Source organism: Acinetobacter sp. YH16038 (assembly GCF_013417275.1).
Classification (GTDB): Bacteria; Pseudomonadota; Gammaproteobacteria; order Pseudomonadales; family Moraxellaceae; genus Acinetobacter.
This window is the reverse complement of record NZ_VPEG01000004.1, coordinates 122,163-138,648: the sequence shown is the minus strand read 5'-3', so window position 1 is coordinate 138,648 and position 16,486 is coordinate 122,163. Positions and strand designations below refer to the sequence as shown.

Annotated in this window: 16 protein-coding genes; 7 read left to right on the top strand and 9 right to left on the bottom strand. The window is 43.7% G+C overall.

All coding sequences use genetic code 11. From position 1 onward, the window contains the following. Positions 1-102: 102 nt before the first annotated feature. Complete coding sequence (locus tag FTV34_RS02110) at positions 103-351, top strand: hypothetical protein (RefSeq protein ID WP_004782075.1); 249 nt, start codon at positions 103-105, stop codon at positions 349-351. A gap of 35 nt (positions 352-386) precedes the next feature. Here the strand turns inward: FTV34_RS02110 and orn are convergent, their stop codons facing one another. Beyond that, positions 387-941, bottom strand: a complete 555-nt coding sequence (orn, locus tag FTV34_RS02105; RefSeq protein WP_004782074.1) for an oligoribonuclease — start codon at positions 939-941, stop codon at positions 387-389. Between the two features lie 124 nt (positions 942-1,065). Here orn and rsgA point away from each other — a divergent pair, with 124 nt between their 5' ends. The 4 genes from rsgA (at position 1,066) to secB (ending at position 3,395) form a co-directional block, all read left to right on the top strand. Beyond that, positions 1,066-2,124, top strand: coding sequence for a ribosome small subunit-dependent GTPase A (gene rsgA / locus FTV34_RS02100; RefSeq protein ID WP_180002372.1), 1,059 nt, complete (start codon positions 1,066-1,068; stop codon positions 2,122-2,124). Positions 2,125-2,217: 93 nt separating this feature from the next. Then, positions 2,218-2,625: a rhodanese-like domain-containing protein gene (locus tag FTV34_RS02095; RefSeq protein ID WP_005232169.1), complete on the top strand. Its 408-nt coding sequence runs from the start codon at positions 2,218-2,220 to the stop codon at positions 2,623-2,625. A gap of 18 nt (positions 2,626-2,643) precedes the next feature. Continuing rightward, the gene (gene grxC / locus FTV34_RS02090; RefSeq protein WP_171064789.1) at positions 2,644-2,901 is read left to right on the top strand and encodes a glutaredoxin 3; all 258 of its coding nucleotides are present in this window, start codon (positions 2,644-2,646) and stop codon (positions 2,899-2,901) included. Between the two features lie 35 nt (positions 2,902-2,936). Next, positions 2,937-3,395: a protein-export chaperone SecB gene (gene secB, locus FTV34_RS02085; protein ID WP_004782070.1), complete on the top strand. Its 459-nt coding sequence runs from the start codon at positions 2,937-2,939 to the stop codon at positions 3,393-3,395. A 51-nt stretch (positions 3,396-3,446) separates the two neighbouring features. Here secB and FTV34_RS02080 read toward each other — a convergent pair whose 3' ends face one another. The 8 genes from FTV34_RS02080 to FTV34_RS02045 form a co-directional block, all read right to left on the bottom strand. Then, positions 3,447-3,845 carry a cytochrome b562 gene (locus FTV34_RS02080; RefSeq protein WP_180002373.1) on the bottom strand — a complete coding sequence of 133 codons (399 nt, stop codon included), beginning with the start codon at positions 3,843-3,845 and terminating at the stop codon, positions 3,447-3,449. A 189-nt stretch (positions 3,846-4,034) separates the two neighbouring features. After that, a complete protein-coding gene (locus FTV34_RS02075) occupies positions 4,035-4,841 on the bottom strand; it encodes an enoyl-ACP reductase (protein WP_180068656.1) in 807 nt (268 codons plus the stop codon). Positions 4,842-4,969: 128 nt separating this feature from the next. After that, positions 4,970-5,791, bottom strand: coding sequence for a TatD family hydrolase (locus tag FTV34_RS02070; RefSeq protein WP_171505610.1), 822 nt, complete (start codon positions 5,789-5,791; stop codon positions 4,970-4,972). Continuing rightward, positions 5,788-6,750 (bottom strand): RsiV family protein, encoded by a 963-nt coding sequence (locus tag FTV34_RS02065; protein ID WP_180068654.1) that lies wholly within the window; start codon positions 6,748-6,750, stop codon positions 5,788-5,790. Before FTV34_RS02065 ends, FTV34_RS02070 begins: the two co-directional genes overlap by 4 nt. 49 nt (positions 6,751-6,799) lie before the next feature. Further along, positions 6,800-7,627 (bottom strand): hypothetical protein, encoded by an 828-nt coding sequence (locus tag FTV34_RS02060; RefSeq protein ID WP_180068652.1) that lies wholly within the window; start codon positions 7,625-7,627, stop codon positions 6,800-6,802. 95 nt (positions 7,628-7,722) lie between these two features. Then, positions 7,723-9,315 (bottom strand): peptide chain release factor 3, encoded by a 1,593-nt coding sequence (locus tag FTV34_RS02055; RefSeq protein WP_180068650.1) that lies wholly within the window; start codon positions 9,313-9,315, stop codon positions 7,723-7,725. A gap of 287 nt (positions 9,316-9,602) precedes the next feature. Next, the gene (locus tag FTV34_RS02050) at positions 9,603-11,660 is read right to left on the bottom strand and encodes an EAL domain-containing protein (RefSeq protein ID WP_180068648.1); all 2,058 of its coding nucleotides are present in this window, start codon (positions 11,658-11,660) and stop codon (positions 9,603-9,605) included. Positions 11,661-12,087: 427 nt separating this feature from the next. Next, positions 12,088-14,277: a carboxy terminal-processing peptidase gene (locus tag FTV34_RS02045; RefSeq protein WP_166136328.1), complete on the bottom strand. Its 2,190-nt coding sequence runs from the start codon at positions 14,275-14,277 to the stop codon at positions 12,088-12,090. Positions 14,278-14,476: 199 nt separating this feature from the next. Between FTV34_RS02045 and nagZ the strand changes: the two genes are divergently transcribed. Together nagZ and FTV34_RS02035 are read left to right on the top strand one after the other, a co-directional pair. Continuing rightward, entirely contained in the window at positions 14,477-15,499 is a 1,023-nt protein-coding gene (nagZ, locus tag FTV34_RS02040) for a beta-N-acetylhexosaminidase (RefSeq protein WP_180068646.1), read from the top strand. A gap of 123 nt (positions 15,500-15,622) precedes the next feature. Then, positions 15,623-16,486, top strand: a complete 864-nt coding sequence (locus FTV34_RS02035) for a class I SAM-dependent methyltransferase (protein WP_180010887.1) — start codon at positions 15,623-15,625, stop codon at positions 16,484-16,486.

The following is a 16,486-nucleotide window of genomic DNA, read 5'->3' as shown; positions in this document are numbered from 1 at the left end:
ATTCTTGTGCCATCGCTAAAACACGTAAAATTGATCAAATTACCATCATAATAATCTTCAAAATATTTCAATTATTATTGTCCTAAAGGGAGCCAGATCAGCATGCTATTTAACGCCCTTTTTGCCCTGCTGGTTTTGCTGTTCCTGCTCTATCTTTACGGTTTAACCTTTAAAAAGCAGAAAAATTATTATCTCAGTATCATGATCCGTATCCTGACTTTAGGATTATTTGCTTTGATTATCTTGGATCAATATGAAACCCAGACCCATCTTGCTCTGGTGCTTCTGACCTGGGTACTGTTTGAAAGCAGTGAAAACTTTTATCACAAGAAACTTTCTGCCAAGCAATAAAAAAGAAGCTTTCGCCTCTTTTTTATTTGCTCGGATTATTTATTCATAATGAAGAAATATTCACGATAATATTTCAGTTCAGCAATCGAATCACGGATATCATCCATCGCTAGATGCGAAGCATTTTTCTTCAGACCACTCATGATTTCAGGGCGCCAGCGTTTTGCCAGCTCTTTTACTGAAGATACGTCTAGATTACGGTAATGGAAATACTGTTCCAGTTCAGGCATTAAACGGTGCAGAAAGCGACGGTCCTGACAGATCGAGTTACCACACATCGGCGATACTTTTGGATTGACCCATTTTTTCAGGAATTCAATCGTTTCACGTTCTGCATCCTGAGCAGTCAATTTACTGCGGCGTACACGCTCAATCAGGCCAGACTGACCATGCTGGCGAGTATTCCACTCGTCCATCGCATTCAGGATACGGTCAGATTGATGCACAGCTAGCACGGGCCCTTCGGCAAGAATATTTAGGTTATCGTCCGTTACAATCGTGGCAACTTCAATAATCTGGTCATTGTCTGTATCTAGACCTGTCATTTCCAGGTCAATCCAAATCAGGCGGCTATCCGGGGTGCTGCTCATAAATGTGCAATCTTATTAGGCTATAAAACATTTATAGTAGCAAATTTATTACGTCGATGCTGTAACTGACACCCCGCTTCATGCTATTTTTGCCATCTCGCTCCCATGGTTTTTTAGGATTTGAATGGCTTTAATACGTAAACGTCGTTTAACTGAACAACAACAACGTCGTATTCAAAAACAGCACAAAACGCGTCAGGAAGAGATCGATACCTCTCAAGACCTGGAAGGACTGGTCGTGCAGCATTATGGCCGCCAGCTTGAAGTCCAGGCCTTGTCTGTACCTGAACAGCATCCTGAAAAACCGGTCGTGGCTGAAGGTGAACCTGAGCCATTCTGGAAGCCGATTGAACTAGGGAGTGTCTGGCGCTGCCATACCCGAACTAACCTGGAATTGCTGGTAACAGGTGACCGGGTCAAATGGCAGGCTGATCCCAATACCGGACTCGGCATTATTACAGCGATTCATCCGCGCACTTCTTTGCTGACCCGTCCTGACCGTTACCACAAGGTTAAACCGGTTGCCGCCAATATTTCCCTGATTGTGATTGTGTTCGCGCCATTGCCTGAACCAGCACCAGGTTTGATTGACCGTTATCTGGTGGCTTGTGCAGATGCAGAGATTCCAGCACTTTTAGTGCTCAATAAATCAGATTTGCTCAAGGAAAATGATCCGATTCTGGATTTGCTTAAAGAATATAAAGATTTGGGTTATGAAGTCATGCAAACCCAGTCCGATGGCGATCTGACAGAACTGTCCGCTCGTCTGAATGAGGAAACTGTAGCGTTTGTCGGTCAGTCTGGTGTGGGTAAAAGTACGCTGATTAATGCGATCGTTCCGGATGCTGCACAGAAAACCAATGTCATTTCTGAAAACTCGGCACTGGGTCAGCATACGACGACCTCCACACGTCTGATTTCCTTTGGCAATGGCGCTGCTCTCATCGACTCACCGGGAATCCGTGAATTTGGTCTCTGGCATCTGACCTTGGACAAAGTTCAAAGTGGTTTTCCGGAAATTGAAAATCTGCTCGGTCACTGCCAGTTCCGTAACTGCACACATAAACATGAAAAACAGTGTGCCTTACGTCAGGCAGCATCAACAGGGGAAATTTTGCCGCGCCGACTGGACAGCTATTTACGTTTAACTGACGAAATTAACGAAGCGCAGCAAAAAAATTAATTTTCTTAAGGCTTAGCCCTTGAAGCGGTGATTTTGATCACCATATTTATGAGCTATACTCTTGGCAATTTTAAAATTGTAATTAGGTGAATTGTGGAACGTTGGTTCGAGTTTATGGGGAATCACCCCTTCTTGTTTGGAACACTCGCGGTACTCGTGGTTGTCTTCTTCATCATCGAAGGTCAACGTAATGGTCGCAAAATCTCTCCGCAATCGCTGGGAATTTTAGTTAAAGCAAAAAATGCCATGCTGATTGATTTACGTGATGCCAAAGACTTCCGTGAAGGTCACATCAGTGGTAGCCGTAACATTCCATATAGCCAAATTACAAAACACGTTGATGAGTTAAAAGCATCTGATCGCCCGTTGGTGTTCATTTGTAATCTTGGGCAAGTTGCAGGTTCTGCACTTCAACAGGTAGGTCATGCAGATGCCTACCGTCTGGATGGCGGCATTACAAACTGGAAAGCTCAAGGTTTACCTTTGGTGAAAAGCAAATAATCTGCGAACAGGAGATTGATCATGGCTGAAGTTACTATCTATTCGACGACAGTATGTCCGTATTGTATCCGTGCAAAACAGCTCCTTGAGCGCAAAGGTGTTGCATTCAAAGAAATTAATTTATCGAATGAAGCCCCTGAAGTACGTCTTGAATTGATGCAACGCACCAATCATCGTACCGTGCCACAGATTTTTATTAATGAACAATTCATCGGCGGTTTTGATCAACTTTATGCCCTAGAGCGTGAAGGCAAACTAGACGAATTACTGGCTTAATCTACTAAAACCTACCTCATATCAAGGATTAAAGAATGAGTGAAGAACAACAAGCTCAACCACAATTGGCATTAGAGCGTATTTACACTAAAGATATTTCTTTTGAAGTTCCTGGGGCACAAGTTTTTACCAAGCAATGGCAACCTGAGTTAAACATCAACCTTTCTTCTTCTGCAGAAAAAATTGATCCGACTCATTTTGAAGTGGCTTTAAAAGTTGTGGTTCAAGCAACCAATGAAGGTGATACAGCGTTTATCGTTGACGTGACTCAAGCAGGGATTTTCCTGATTGATGGCGTGGAAGAAGAGCGTCTGCCATACATTCTTGGTGCTTACTGCCCGAACATTCTGTTCCCGTTCCTTCGTGAAGCGGTAAATGATATGGTCACTAAAGGTAGCTTCCCGCAATTGCTGCTTACTCCAATCAACTTCGATGCTGAATTTGAAGCGAACATGCAACGTGCGCAAGCTGCTGCTGTTGAAGGTCAAGCTTAATCACTTGATCTTGAAGTTAAAAAAGACCGTAATTGCGGTCTTTTTTATGGCTTATTTAAAGGCTTGATGCCCCTGCTTTTTAATCTGATCCATTTTCACTGTGAGGGTTTGGGCTTTGGCTAGCTGATTGGCTGCAACAAGTTGCTCAGCTTGTTTAATCTCTTTCAATAAGTCAGTTAACAATCCCTGATAAGCCGTAACTTTTGCATCTTTGAATTTTAGCTTTTGTAGACCTGATGGTAAATTTTTCTGGCAGACTTCCACAGATTTTTGCATGCCTTGCAATGCTGCCCGCGCCTCTTTGCTATCCTTGGCAGATTTGAAATTTTTTAAATGATGGTCAAGTTCATGCATATTGTCATGATAGTGATTGTCTGCTGCCATGCCCGACGTGGTGATCCCCACAGTTCCCATCACAAAAATCATGCTGATTAAAAAATTTTTAAACATCCTTAATTGTCCTGTATTGTTTTTATGTTAAACATCTTAGTGGGAAAGTCCTGAAAGATAAATTATTTTGATCCAAATTCTTGTATCCCTTGTCATCAGACTTACATCATTAACAATTAGAGTTAAAAATAAAAAACCCTCAAAAACTTGAGGGTTTTTCTCTGCTGAGAATTAATCTCTTAAAGAGACTTATTCTGCATCCAGCATCAGTTCAGCACTCATGCCCACTGTATTATAACCAGCATCGACATACATGATTTCACCAGTAATCCCGTTCGCCCATGGTGAGCACAGGAACAATGCTGCATTACCGACATCTTCAATGGTCACATTGCGTTTTAGTGGAGCCACTTTTTCATTCAGATCCAGCATTTTACGGAATGATTTAATGCCAGATGCTGCTAATGTACGGATTGGACCTGCTGAGATCGCATTGACACGAATACCTTCTGCACCCAGGCTAGATGCCAGATAACGTACACCTGCCTCTAAAGAGGCCTTCGCCAGACCCATCACGTTGTAGTTTGGCATCACACGCTCAGAACCTTGATAAGTCAGGGTTAACAGGCAGCCTTGGCGTGCAGTCAGTAATGGCTTCGCAGCGCGTGCCATCGCGATAAAGCTGTAAGCACTGATGTCATGGGCAATCTTAAAGCCTTCGCGATCCGTCACATCAGTAAAATCACCATCTAAAGTATGTGCTGGTGCGAAACCGATTGAATGTACGACACCATCCAGACCATCCCAGTGTTTTGCCAGTTCTGCAAATGCATTGTCAATTTCTGCATCTACAGCCACATCACAAGGAAAAACCAATTCCGAACCGAATTGTGCAGCAAAATCATCTACACGTTTTTTCAGCTTTTCATTTGGATAAGTAAAAGCGAGTTCTGCACCTTCACGATGTAATGCCTGAGCAATACCAAAAGCAATTGATAATTTACTTGCAATACCTGCGATCAAGAAGCGCTTACCCGCCAATAGTCCTTGTGCCATGTGAATCTCACTCAAAATAATTTATATGCATGATGCCAAGTCTCAAGCATTTTAGAAATTGCATAATGCACCTTTTTTCACTGGATCATACATTGAAATACGCTTTCCGACCGATGTAGGGTTTTATCTTAGATCGCTAGATGTAAAGCCTGATGGGTATTTTTCCAGAGCTGCTGTGCCAGTTCATCTTGATCCATGTGCAGACTCTTGGCCAGGCCTTGCAGGACATAAGGCAGATTGGCAGGCGTATTGCGAGTTCGCTGCTCAGTAGAATGCTGGCAACATAAGGGCGTCATGTCCGGACAGTCGGTTTCAAGCACCAGATGTTCCGGTCCTACCTGCTGTACGACTTGGTGCAGTTTTTTGGCATTCGGATTGGTGATTTGCCCTGTTATCCCAAGCTTAAAGCCCAGTTTAATAAAGGCTTTGGCTTCTTCAATCCCGCCACCAAAAGCATGGGCAATACCACCTTGTTTAAACTGATGCTGTTTTAGAATCTGTAAAACATCGGCATGGGATTTGCGGATATGCAGTAACACAGGTTTATCAAACTGCTGCGCCAGTTCCAGCTGTGCAGCAAAAAAATCTTTCTGTTTCTGAAAAAGTTCCGGCTGTTTATGCCGTTTATCGAAAGTATCCAGACCAATTTCACCAATGGCAATACAAGGCTCTGTGCTTAATAACTGCTCCAGATCCTGTAAATGCTCAGGTTGATGCTGCTCAATATAAAATGGATGCAGGCCGGGTGCCAGATGACTTTGAGGCGCATTGTCTAACTGATTAATAAAATGATGCGTCTGCAATAAATCCTTAAACCGGCTCTGTAAAAAACCGATTAAAACCAGATGCTCCACCCCTGCTGCTTTGGATGCATAAGCCAGCTGTTCCCGATCATGATCAAAATCGGGAACATCAAAATGGGTATGGGTATCAAATAACGAAACCATCAGCGTGCTTTGGCAGGAGTTGCAGGCTGGGCTTCTGAAGCAGCGTTCTCTGTTTGAGGCAGATATTCAGGTTTCAAAATGCCATTCAACTGTTCATAAGGAATGACCAGACGTGGCAAACCGACCACATAAGGACCAATTTCATATTCAGCATATTGCAGCGCCAGTCCCTGTTTAGACAGATAGAAATTATCCGTCAGTTTGAATTTCCAGGCCTGTTCATATTCGGCTACATCATTGGCCAGTTTAGATTCCATCACCCAGGTTTTAAAAGCCTCATAAGCTTTGGCTTCGAGCTGAGCCTTTTGTTTAGGCAGAATGATATCGTCCAGCTTAAACAGCTTTTTCTGCTCAAGATCAAAATTGTAGTAGGTTTGAGCAGAAGCGCCATGCGCACCACCCAGATAATGAGTACTGTTTAAGACCACAGTCGCGAGTGGATCACCAGACTGCAGAATTCTCGGTTTGATCATCAGGCTGATACTATGGCTGGCACTGAGTGCTTTCAGTTCCTTATCCAGATTCAGGAAAGTCTGCATATGCGGCTGAATCTGCTGTTCAAGCTGCTGTTTCGGAGTTTGGACATTGGCTAATGCAGTTTGCGGTTCGGAAGCAGCGGCTTCAGCTTCACTGGCAGCTGATGCTTTCGCCGGTTCGATCGCATCAATAGACAAAATACCCTGTAGCTGCTGCAGAATCTGCTGATCTATCCATTCATCAATAAATGGCTGATTGCTTTTCAATCGCTCAATAGAAATCTCAGGACAGTTTTTTCCTTCACATTCAGGCAAGGCCAGTTTCAGCTTCTCAGTATCACCACTCAGCTTCAGCACTTCAGGCTGAGCCTGTACCACTTCAGGTGCAGCAGGTTCTTTCGGCTCTCTTTCCTTAGGCTGGCAGGCACTCAGCAAAACTGCTGATGCCAATACTGACACACATAAAACATTCTTATAATTTGACATGCATTAACCTTTGTTCAACATCATCATTTATCCTTGCAGGACCTACCTGTTAGAACATATTCTGATAAATATCCACTTTCAAGACTTGTTGTGTTTGTTCTTTGGTTAAATAGATGTCCAGTTGTTTGGCATCTTTGCTAATTTCCTGACTCCGATAATGTAGACCAATTCCTTCCTGATCAAAGAACCAGTCCGCCTGCCCCCAATACAGTTTTTTTGGAGCTTTCTGCTGGACTTCTGCATTATTGTCCTTTAACCATTTTTGGTAAGCCTGCTGCACAATTTGGTCCATCTGCAACTGCTGTTCAGGATTGATAATATCCAGAGGACTGAGTATTTTTTGCTGCACACGATCAGCCACAAAGAAATAATAGCGTTCATTGACACGGATATTTTCCTGAGTGCTGTCTACCCCAATTTGCATTAACACAAATTGATTGCGCTGATAAGGAATACGGGTATAAAGAGATAATTCGTAGGCCTTATTCAGTTTGAGCTGGGCTTGCCAGGCATCGGATTTTTTTACATAGGCATTAACCGCCTGCTGCAGGCTCATATCCTGCTTTAGGCCAATTTGATCCTGAATCACTTTCGCCTGCTGCTTTTCAATAGACTGGTTTAGCCAGGCATCGGCTGTCTTTAAGGTCTGAATATCCAGATTAATACAGTTTTTAGTTTCACAAAATGGCAAGGCAATATCGGCCGATTTCTCCTGAATATTCAGGTAAGGCAAAAATTTGGCTTTTTCTTCAGGGGTGGCTGCTGCAGATTTTTTTTGTTCTGTAGCTGGCTGTTTTTTTTCATTTTTATCACATGCTCCAAGTAACAAACTACAGCCAATGACTGAACCGAGCAGGATTTCCTTACTAAACTTCATGATTTTTTAGAGATATAAGTAATGAGTGGTTTAAATGTAGCACAAAATAAAACAGCTTCCGGAGAAGCTGTTTAACATTTTTCAAGCCTGAAGGCTTAGTGTTCGCGTGTATTACGGAATACGATATCTGGATAACGTTCTTGCATCAGCTGTAAATTCACCCGGCTTGGTGCAAGATAAGTCAAGTGACCACCACCATCAACAGATAACTGGTCATGGGCTTTTTTCTTGAATTCGTTAAATTTTTTCTCATCTTCACAAGATACCCAACGTACTGTATTGATGCTCACTGGCTCATAAATACAGTCCACCTTGTACTCTTCTTTCAGACGATACGCTACCACCTCGAACTGCAACACACCCACAGCACCGACAATCAGGTCATTGCTGTTTTGTGGCATAAAGACCTGAGTCGCACCTTCTTCAGACAGCTCTTTCAGACCTTTTTGCAGCTGTTTTGACTTTAATGGATCTTTGAGACGGACACGGCGGAACATTTCTGGTGCAAAGTGCGGAATACCGGTAAATTGCAGTTTTTCACCTGAAGTGAAGGTATCACCGATCTGGATGGTACCGTGGTTATGCAGACCGATAATATCGCCCGGCCATGCTTCTTCCAGATGCTGACGGTCACCAGCCAGGAAGGTCAAGGCATCGCTAATGCGGATATCTTTATCGATACGCACATGCTTCATTTTCATGCCTTTTTCATACTTACCTGAACAGATTCGCATGAAAGCAATACGGTCACGGTGTTTCGGGTCCATATTGGCCTGAATCTTGAAGATAAAGCCTGTGAAACCTTCTTCATCCGCCTCTACTTTACGGTCTTGAGTTGGATGCGCTTTTGGAGGCGGTGCATATTCGCTTAATGTATCCAGAACATGGTCGACACCGAAGTTCCCCAAAGCAGTACCGAACAGAACTGGAGTTTGACGGCCTGCCAGGAATTCTTCACGATCTAATGGCTCATTGGCCATTTGTACCAGTTCCAACGATTCTTCAAATGCCGCCCAAGCCAGCTCTCCGACTTTTTCACGTAAGTCTGCATGATCATAGCCATCACGAACTTCGATATCAGTAATCACTGAACCAAAACCGGCTTTATAGACATAGAACTTTTCTTCGAGCAGGTTATAGACACCTGCAAAGTCACGTCCTGTACCGAGTGGCCAGGTAATCGGCACACATTTAATTTTCAGGACATTTTCAATTTCATCCAGCAGCTCTAAAGGCTCACGGATTTCACGGTCCATTTTGTTGACGAAAGAAATGATGGGGGTGTCACGCATACGACACACTTCCATCAATTTAATGGTACGTTCCTCGACACCTTTTGCACCGTCAATCACCATCAGCGCTGAGTCTACCGCAGTGAGGGTACGGTAAGTATCTTCCGAGAAATCTTCATGTCCCGGGGTATCGAGCAGGTTAATCATCTTGTCCTTGAACGGGAACTGCATGACGGACGTGGTGATCGAAATCCCACGCTCTTTTTCCATTTCCATCCAGTCAGAAGTGGCTGCACGATCCGATTTACGGCTTTTCACCATACCTGCAACCTGAATGGCCTGACCCCATAACAGCAGTTTTTCTGTCATGGTAGTTTTACCGGCATCGGGGTGGGAAATAATGGCGAATGTACGTCGCTGAGCGACCTGCGCCGCTAACTCATCTTTAAAACTCATGGAAAATACCTACTGCAGAACCGCAGTGCTCAAGATCAAATACGATCAATATGAAAAATTGACGATATTGTAGCAGATTTCTAGAGCCAATAAGCAGCCCTATAAACTGGAGAAATCGCAGTTTCCCATTCTCTTTTCTGGTTGAACTGATATTTTTTTGGCTCGTCGATTTAACGGATTTAATTCACTACCCAATCTAGAAATTATAAATCGATAACCACATAAATTTTATAATTTACAATTGATTAGTTTAATAATAAAAAATTCTAAATAGTGATTTACCGGGTTCAAGAAACAAAAGCCCTAGCTTCAAGTTGCTCGACATCCATCGGTTTACCCAGCAGATAGCCCTGCATCTGCTGACAGCCCAAACGGGTTAAAATTTCTGCCTGCTGCACAGTTTCAATTCCTTCAGCTGTCACTTTTAAACCGAGGTTAATGGCCAGCTGAATAATACTTTCAAGAATCATTTCTTCCTTGGAACCTGCACTCAGACCCTGAATAAATTCCTTGTCAATTTTCAGCTCATCGACAGGCAGGTTTTTTAAATACAGGAAGCTAGAATGCCCGGTACCAAAATCATCAATCGCCAACTGGATGCCCATTTGACGCAACTGCTGCAAAGTCCGGATACTCGAATCAATATGATGCATGGCAGTCGATTCGGTAATCTCGATCATCAAATGTTGAGGATCAATTTTATATTGATTCAGAAGTTGTTCCAGTGTGCTGATCAGATGCTTATGCTCAAACTGAACCGCAGATAAATTGACGCCGATTGGGAAAAAATCAGCATGATCAGCTTCCCAGAGCTGAATCTGTTTGCAGGCCTGCTCTAGAGCCCAGTAGCCCATCGGAATAATCAAACCGGTTTTTTCTGCTCCGGGAATAAACATATTCGGACCCAGCAAACCATGCAATGGGTGCTTCCAGCGGATTAGCGCTTCTACACCACAGATCTGCTCATCATGGGTAAATTTTGGCTGATAAACCAAGATAAATTGCTGTTCTTCTACTGCCTTATACAGATCATTGATCAGTTTACTCTGGCTTTTGCTTTCATGCTGATCGGTCGAGAAATTAAAAACAGAATAGGTATTCCGTCCCTGATACTTGGAAGTCAACATGGCGGCATCTGCATTGATCAGCAGATCCTGCAGATTCTGGCCATGCTTCGGATACATGGCGATCCCGATACTGCCCGAGATATTGATGGTCTTGCCACTGATCTGGAAACTTTCCTGAATCAGTTCCAGAATCTTTTCTGATATTTTCGAGGCCTGTTCTACTGTAGTATTTTCCAGCACCAGCAGAAATTCATCGCCACCGATACGCAGCAGTTTGGAATCATCTCCCAGAATTTGATGAATACGATAAGCCAGCTGAATCAGTAGCTGATCCCCAACGTGATGGCCAAACACATCATTCACGGCTTTAAAGCGATCCAAATCAATATATAAAAAAGCGATTTCATGCTGAGCATCTTGCTGCCGGCCAGAAAACAGCAATTGTGCATATTTGACCAGATATAAACGGTTTGGCAGTTTGGTGAGATTATCCTGAATCGCCTGATTCGCCAGCTCTTTATTGGCCAGCATCAGCTGACGGTTACGTGATTCAAAGCGTAACTCCAGCATGGCTACGCCAAATGCAGTCACCAGTACCAGACAACTAATCAGGATGACTGAAAATAGCAAGTCATAGTGGGAATGACTGATCTGGCTCAATGGATGGGCATTTTCATAAAAACTGAGTGCCGCCATTCCCGTATAATGCATCCCGACAATGGTCAACGTGAGCATACTTGCGACCACGAGCTTCATCCGGATCGTACTTTGCACTGCCTGTCGATATTTGAATGCCACCCAGAAACTGAGTCCAGCCCCACTTGTCGCAATCAGAATCGAACAGATCATTAATAAAGGGTGATAGGCAGTCACATGATTTTTAACATTCAGGCCCAGCATGCCCACATAGTGCATTCCTGACATACCCAGCCCCATCAGGACAGCCCCTAGAATCAGACGGGCACAAGGCAAAGTTTTACGGGTGGTGAGCCAGATGGCAAAGGTTGCTCCCACAAAGCCAATCACATAAGAACTTAAGGTGAGTGCAGTATCTATATCATAAGCATCAGGAAAATGAGCTGCCGTCATGCCGACATAATGCATTCCCCAGATTGCTAGCCCCAGCAAGCCACCGCTGAACAGTAAAATAAGGGTTTTCAACCTTAGCGATACATTACGAAATAGCATCTGCTCAAGCGTAAGCGTCAAATAGCAGGCAATAAATGCCACAGCCATCGATCCAATGAGCAGACTGACATCATGATGAGCATGAATCATATAAAATGTTCCATCTGGGCGATCATTTTTATTTTATTGCGCAGCTGTATTCGCACGATTCCCCGCTAAATTTACGCCCTATAAAAAATAAAATACTCTTTTCAGAGTTCATCCCGACTGCTTCAAACTTGAAGCTATATACAAAATTTATTGCAATATTTTTATCTCTTCAGTAGCTGGAGTGGAGTTTAAAATTGCCCTGAATCGATAAAATAAAAAATTCAGCTTATATATTAGAAGTCTTTGAGATTTTATCAATTGATTAAATTTAATATTCCAGCTTTTTTATTCGACATAAATCACAAATTTTTCTTTTTTATTTAGTTACATAGCACTTTATATTTAATTGATATTGCATTTTATTTGCACAAAAAAACAGCCTATCGAAATAGGCTGTTTTTAGAACTTATATTACTTTATGTTAAAGTTACTGTTTTGACTGTACTTGAGCATAGTCAGCCAAGACATGCGCGGCTTCCAGTACAAAAGCTTCTTCTTCCGGTAATGCCGGACGCTCTTTGGCTTTCATTTTCGCCCGAGCTTCAACCATAGCATCCAGAGAAGCCTGATAACTTTCCCAGTTTGGATAAGGTTTTAAGCCGGTTGCAGCACGGCGGGCATTTTCAGCTTCTAAAGCTTTACGCTCGATATCCAGCAACTCAGCTTTACGCTGTTCCAGATCCAGAACTACACGTTTTTGGTCTTCGACTTTTTTCATGGCCGCTGTACGCTGTTCCAGATACTTGAATTGAGGGTTCTGGGCGACACGCTGTTGAGATAACTTGGCCAGTTCCGGTACATATTTCTGCACCACACCTTCACGTTTAAATGGCGCAGTTGGAATCGTATCCCACTCTAGGGCATTTTTAGCCTTACGTTCACCAAACTCTTCGTTATAGATGTCGACCAGCTTGATATCCGGAATCACGCCCTTGTTTTGGGTACTACCACCGGTCACACGGTAGAACTTACGCTGAGTCAGTGTTGCCTGACCATGTGCCAAGCTATCCAGCTGAACCTGCGCAGTTCCTTTACCTGTTGTGGTACTACCAATCACGATGCCACGTTCATAATCCTGAATTGCTGCTGAATAAATTTCACTTGCAGATGCAGAAGCCAGGTTCACCATTACTGCCAATGGACCGGCATAAGTTTGTGCACCACCATCATCATCTTCAAAGACGCTGACATTACCGTTACCATCACGAATCTGAACCACAGGACCTGACTTGATCACCTGTCCCAGCATACGTGCCACTTCTTCAAGTGAACCACCCGGGTTATTGCGCAAGTCTACAATAATACCGGCAACATTCTTCGCAGCCAGCTCTTTCAGGGCCTTATTGGTATCTTCTGATACGGAACGGTAGTCGGTACCCGCACGACGGGCACGATAGTTCAGATAGAAAGATGGAATTTCAATCACACCATATTGATATTTTTTACCATCACGCTGGATTTCCACGGTACGGGTTCTAACCCCGGCATCTTCTTCCTGAATCACATCACGTACCAGACTGACATTACGCGCCTGTCCCATGGTCGCACCCGGGCCTAGTAACTTCAGTGTTACTTTGGTGCCGCGCTTACCACGAATCAGACCAACAATTTCATTGCTTGGCCAGCCAATTACATCAACCATCTGTTCGCCGTCTTGAGCAACGCCAACAATACGGTCACCTGATTTTACCTGTCCTGATTTGCTGGCAGGCCCACCTTCTACAATGGTTTCAATCTTGGTGTAATCTTCATTACCACGTTCCGGGCGAATCGACACTCCAATCCCTTCCAGCTGCAATGTAGTCTGACGGTTCAGCTCCATCGCATCTACAGGCGGGAAATAATTACTGTGCGGATCATAAGTCAGCATCATCGCATTCAGGGTTTTGTCCAGCACATCATCACTCTTGATCCGGCTGAGACGCTCTAACTGACGGGTATAACGCTTAGTCAGGGTTTGAGCAGGCGTTAAATCTTCCGGCCCAGTTAGGTCCTGACCATTCGCCAGTTCAGGATTGGCTTTAAGTGCATTTTGCTTGGCCTGCTCTTCTTCCTTACTGATCGTCAGGTTAATCAGCTGAGAGACCAGCATTTTTGACCAGTGAGCACGTTGTTCAGCCTGAGTTTTAAAGAACGGCGCCTTTTCGCGATCCGTTTCAATATATACATTCTTCTGGTTCAGATTTTGCGGTTTTTTCAGTTCTTCCAGCATAAAGGTATAGAACTGGGCTAAACGCTCACGATACTGCGCATGAATTTCATAAGGGCCAGACAAATTACCAGCTTTCAGATTGGCACCAAAAGTAGCGCCATAGCGTTTTTTATAATCTTCTATTTCAGATGCCAGAAAAAGACTGTGATCTGCATCCAGACTATCAATATAAAAATCAAAGATACGCTGTGAAGTCTGAGCATCCAGACGCATATTCAAATAATGTTGGCGATCAACGAGAGTTGCCAGTTGTCGGGATACCAATGCCTGTTCTTGAGAAGGTTGAAGCACTGCTTTGCTGACTACTTCTTTACCATCAGCTGCAATTGCATCATTCACCACATGGGTAAAAAATAATCCGCCTGTCGCAATCGCAACTGCACAAGCTATTGTTTGAAATTTCATAAATAATTCGTACTTCCTTGGCCTCAAGACCAATTTGACCGTGTTGCTTTTCGAGCAGAACTTAAAGTATTCAGCATCTTAAACAACTTAATATGTTTATGTCGTGTAGTTTTATCATATTCTGTGCTGACAAAGTGTAGCAAATCATTGCAGAATTCAGGTATTGTTTTCCCCGAAAATTCTAAAATGGATTCCGCATATGATTGGCGCATTGATGCTCGACATCGCAGGCACTACCCTTACTCAAGAAGATATTGAACTCTTGGGTGCACCACAAGTCGGTGGTGTGATTTTATTCGGTCGCAATATTGAATCTCCTGCCCAAGTCCGCGCTTTGACTGATCATATGCGTCAGGTTCGTTCAGACATTCTGATTGCAGTGGATCAGGAAGGTGGCCGGGTACAGCGCCTGAAACAGGGTTTTACCCTGCTGCCTGCCATGGGCAAATTTGGTGAGCTTTATCAGACGGATCGTGAAAAAGCGCTGGAACTGGCCGAGAAATGTGGCTGGTTGATGGCGACTGAAGTACTGGCTGTCGGAATTGACTTCAGTTTTGCGCCTGTACTAGATCTGAATGATATTAGTGATGTGATTGGCGACCGTAGCTTTGCCAGAAATATTCAGGATATTATTCCACTAGCTAGTGCTTTTCTGAAAGGTATGAAACGTGCTGGCATGGCTTCGACCGGTAAGCATTTCCCGGGACATGGTTCGGTTAAGGCCGATTCGCATGTGGCCGCTGCCATTGATATGCGCAGCTATGAAGAAATCCAGCAAAAGGATATGCAGACTTTTATCCAGTTACAATCACAACTCGATGCGCTTATGCCTGCCCATGTTATCTATAGTCAGGTTGATCCAAATCCAGCCGGTTTCTCAGAATTCTGGATTCAGAAAGTGTTACGTCAAGAACTTGGCTTCGACGGCGTACTGTTCTCGGATGATTTAAGCATGCAGGCTGCCTGTGTGGCTGGCGGTGCCGATGCCCGTATTCAGGCAGCATTGAAAGCAGGTTGTGATATGGGATTGGTCTGCAATGATCGCGCAGCACAATGTATTGCGCTTGAGGGCATTCAGGAGCTGCCACTGCCCAATCAGCAGCGTCTGGAACGCATGCGCGGAAAAATTCCAGAGATTCAGATCGGTACTGAGCTGGATCTTGGAGATGAATGGCGCCAGATCCGTGATGAAATCAGCCAGTTTAAAGATCAGGTTCTGTAATTTTTAAATGATCTGAATACGACAAAGGAACACGACAAGGTGTTCCTTTTTTATTATCATGTTGAAAAGACTGCTATATTGATGAGCAGCATTGAATTAAAACAACAATAAGGTCAGGACGACATGACAGAATCTCTTTCACAACATCGCCATATTTCTTTTACTGCACACTATACCGGCTATATCTGGTACAAAATGGGGATTTCACATCCGGTATTTGCCACCTCTAAAGGTAAATTCCTTGCCAAACTGGTTCATCCATTGGAGTCATGGGCTGAGCGTCATGTAGGTGGCAGTATGCGCACCACCCTGAAACAGCGTCATCAAATGATTGACGAACACTTAGGTCAGTTAATTAGTGAATATCCTCAATTACAGGTACTGGAAATTGCCAGTGGCTTATCCCCACGCAGCTGGAATTTTAGACAGAAATTTCCCGGGATTAATTATCGGGAATTGGATCTGCCCGATATGGCCAAGATCAAAACTAATGCTTTGCAGCAGATTGATCAGGATGCCCCGGAAGTATTGAGCGGCGATATTTTTAGTGCAGAACTGGCGAATATTTTTAAAGTCTTTGACCCGCAGCAGCCTTTAGTCATTATTAATGAAGGCCTGATCAATTACTTTGATCAAAAAATGCTGTTTACCTTGCTCAAAGGTATTAACGAATATGGTCAAGGTTTCAGTGAAGTGCATTATCTCAGTGATATTTACCCTGAACCGGTCAAAAACAGACTGGCAAGCTTTATCTGGGCCTGTAGTCGTCTGCTAAAATTTATCTCACGCAGTGCATTCACCTTTCATTTTAAATCGCCCCAAGAACTACAGCAGTTTTTTCAGCAAGCTGGGTTTATGCGGGTGGAGGTCGAACAGCCACAACGTTATTTTGCAGAACCTCGACAGCAGAGTCCTCATTATGAACAGGATGAACATTTGGGCGATTTAGTCTGGATGATTCATGCGGTGAAAAAAAACAGCGTTTAA

What these genes read in the sequence shown, in the direction of transcription:
- rsgA (WP_180002372.1), top strand. Translation starts at nt 1,066, where the DNA reads ATGGCTTTAATACGTAAACGTCGTTTAACTGAACAACAACAACGTCGT.
- FTV34_RS02060 (WP_180068652.1), bottom strand. Translation starts at nt 7,627, where the DNA reads ATGAAGTTTAGTAAGGAAATCCTGCTCGGTTCAGTCATTGGCTGTAGT.
- FTV34_RS02110 (WP_004782075.1), top strand. Translation starts at nt 103, where the DNA reads ATGCTATTTAACGCCCTTTTTGCCCTGCTGGTTTTGCTGTTCCTGCTC.
- FTV34_RS02075 (WP_180068656.1), bottom strand. Translation starts at nt 4,841, where the DNA reads ATGGCACAAGGACTATTGGCGGGTAAGCGCTTCTTGATCGCAGGTATT.
- secB (WP_004782070.1), top strand. Translation starts at nt 2,937, where the DNA reads ATGAGTGAAGAACAACAAGCTCAACCACAATTGGCATTAGAGCGTATT.
- FTV34_RS02055 (WP_180068650.1), bottom strand. Translation starts at nt 9,315, where the DNA reads ATGAGTTTTAAAGATGAGTTAGCGGCGCAGGTCGCTCAGCGACGTACA.
- FTV34_RS02050 (WP_180068648.1), bottom strand. Translation starts at nt 11,660, where the DNA reads ATGATTCATGCTCATCATGATGTCAGTCTGCTCATTGGATCGATGGCT.
- orn (WP_004782074.1), bottom strand. Translation starts at nt 941, where the DNA reads ATGAGCAGCACCCCGGATAGCCGCCTGATTTGGATTGACCTGGAAATG.
- FTV34_RS02035 (WP_180010887.1), top strand. Translation starts at nt 15,623, where the DNA reads ATGACAGAATCTCTTTCACAACATCGCCATATTTCTTTTACTGCACAC.
- FTV34_RS02065 (WP_180068654.1), bottom strand. Translation starts at nt 6,750, where the DNA reads ATGTCAAATTATAAGAATGTTTTATGTGTGTCAGTATTGGCATCAGCA.
- FTV34_RS02080 (WP_180002373.1), bottom strand. Translation starts at nt 3,845, where the DNA reads ATGTTTAAAAATTTTTTAATCAGCATGATTTTTGTGATGGGAACTGTG.
- FTV34_RS02045 (WP_166136328.1), bottom strand. Translation starts at nt 14,277, where the DNA reads ATGAAATTTCAAACAATAGCTTGTGCAGTTGCGATTGCGACAGGCGGA.
- nagZ (WP_180068646.1), top strand. Translation starts at nt 14,477, where the DNA reads ATGATTGGCGCATTGATGCTCGACATCGCAGGCACTACCCTTACTCAA.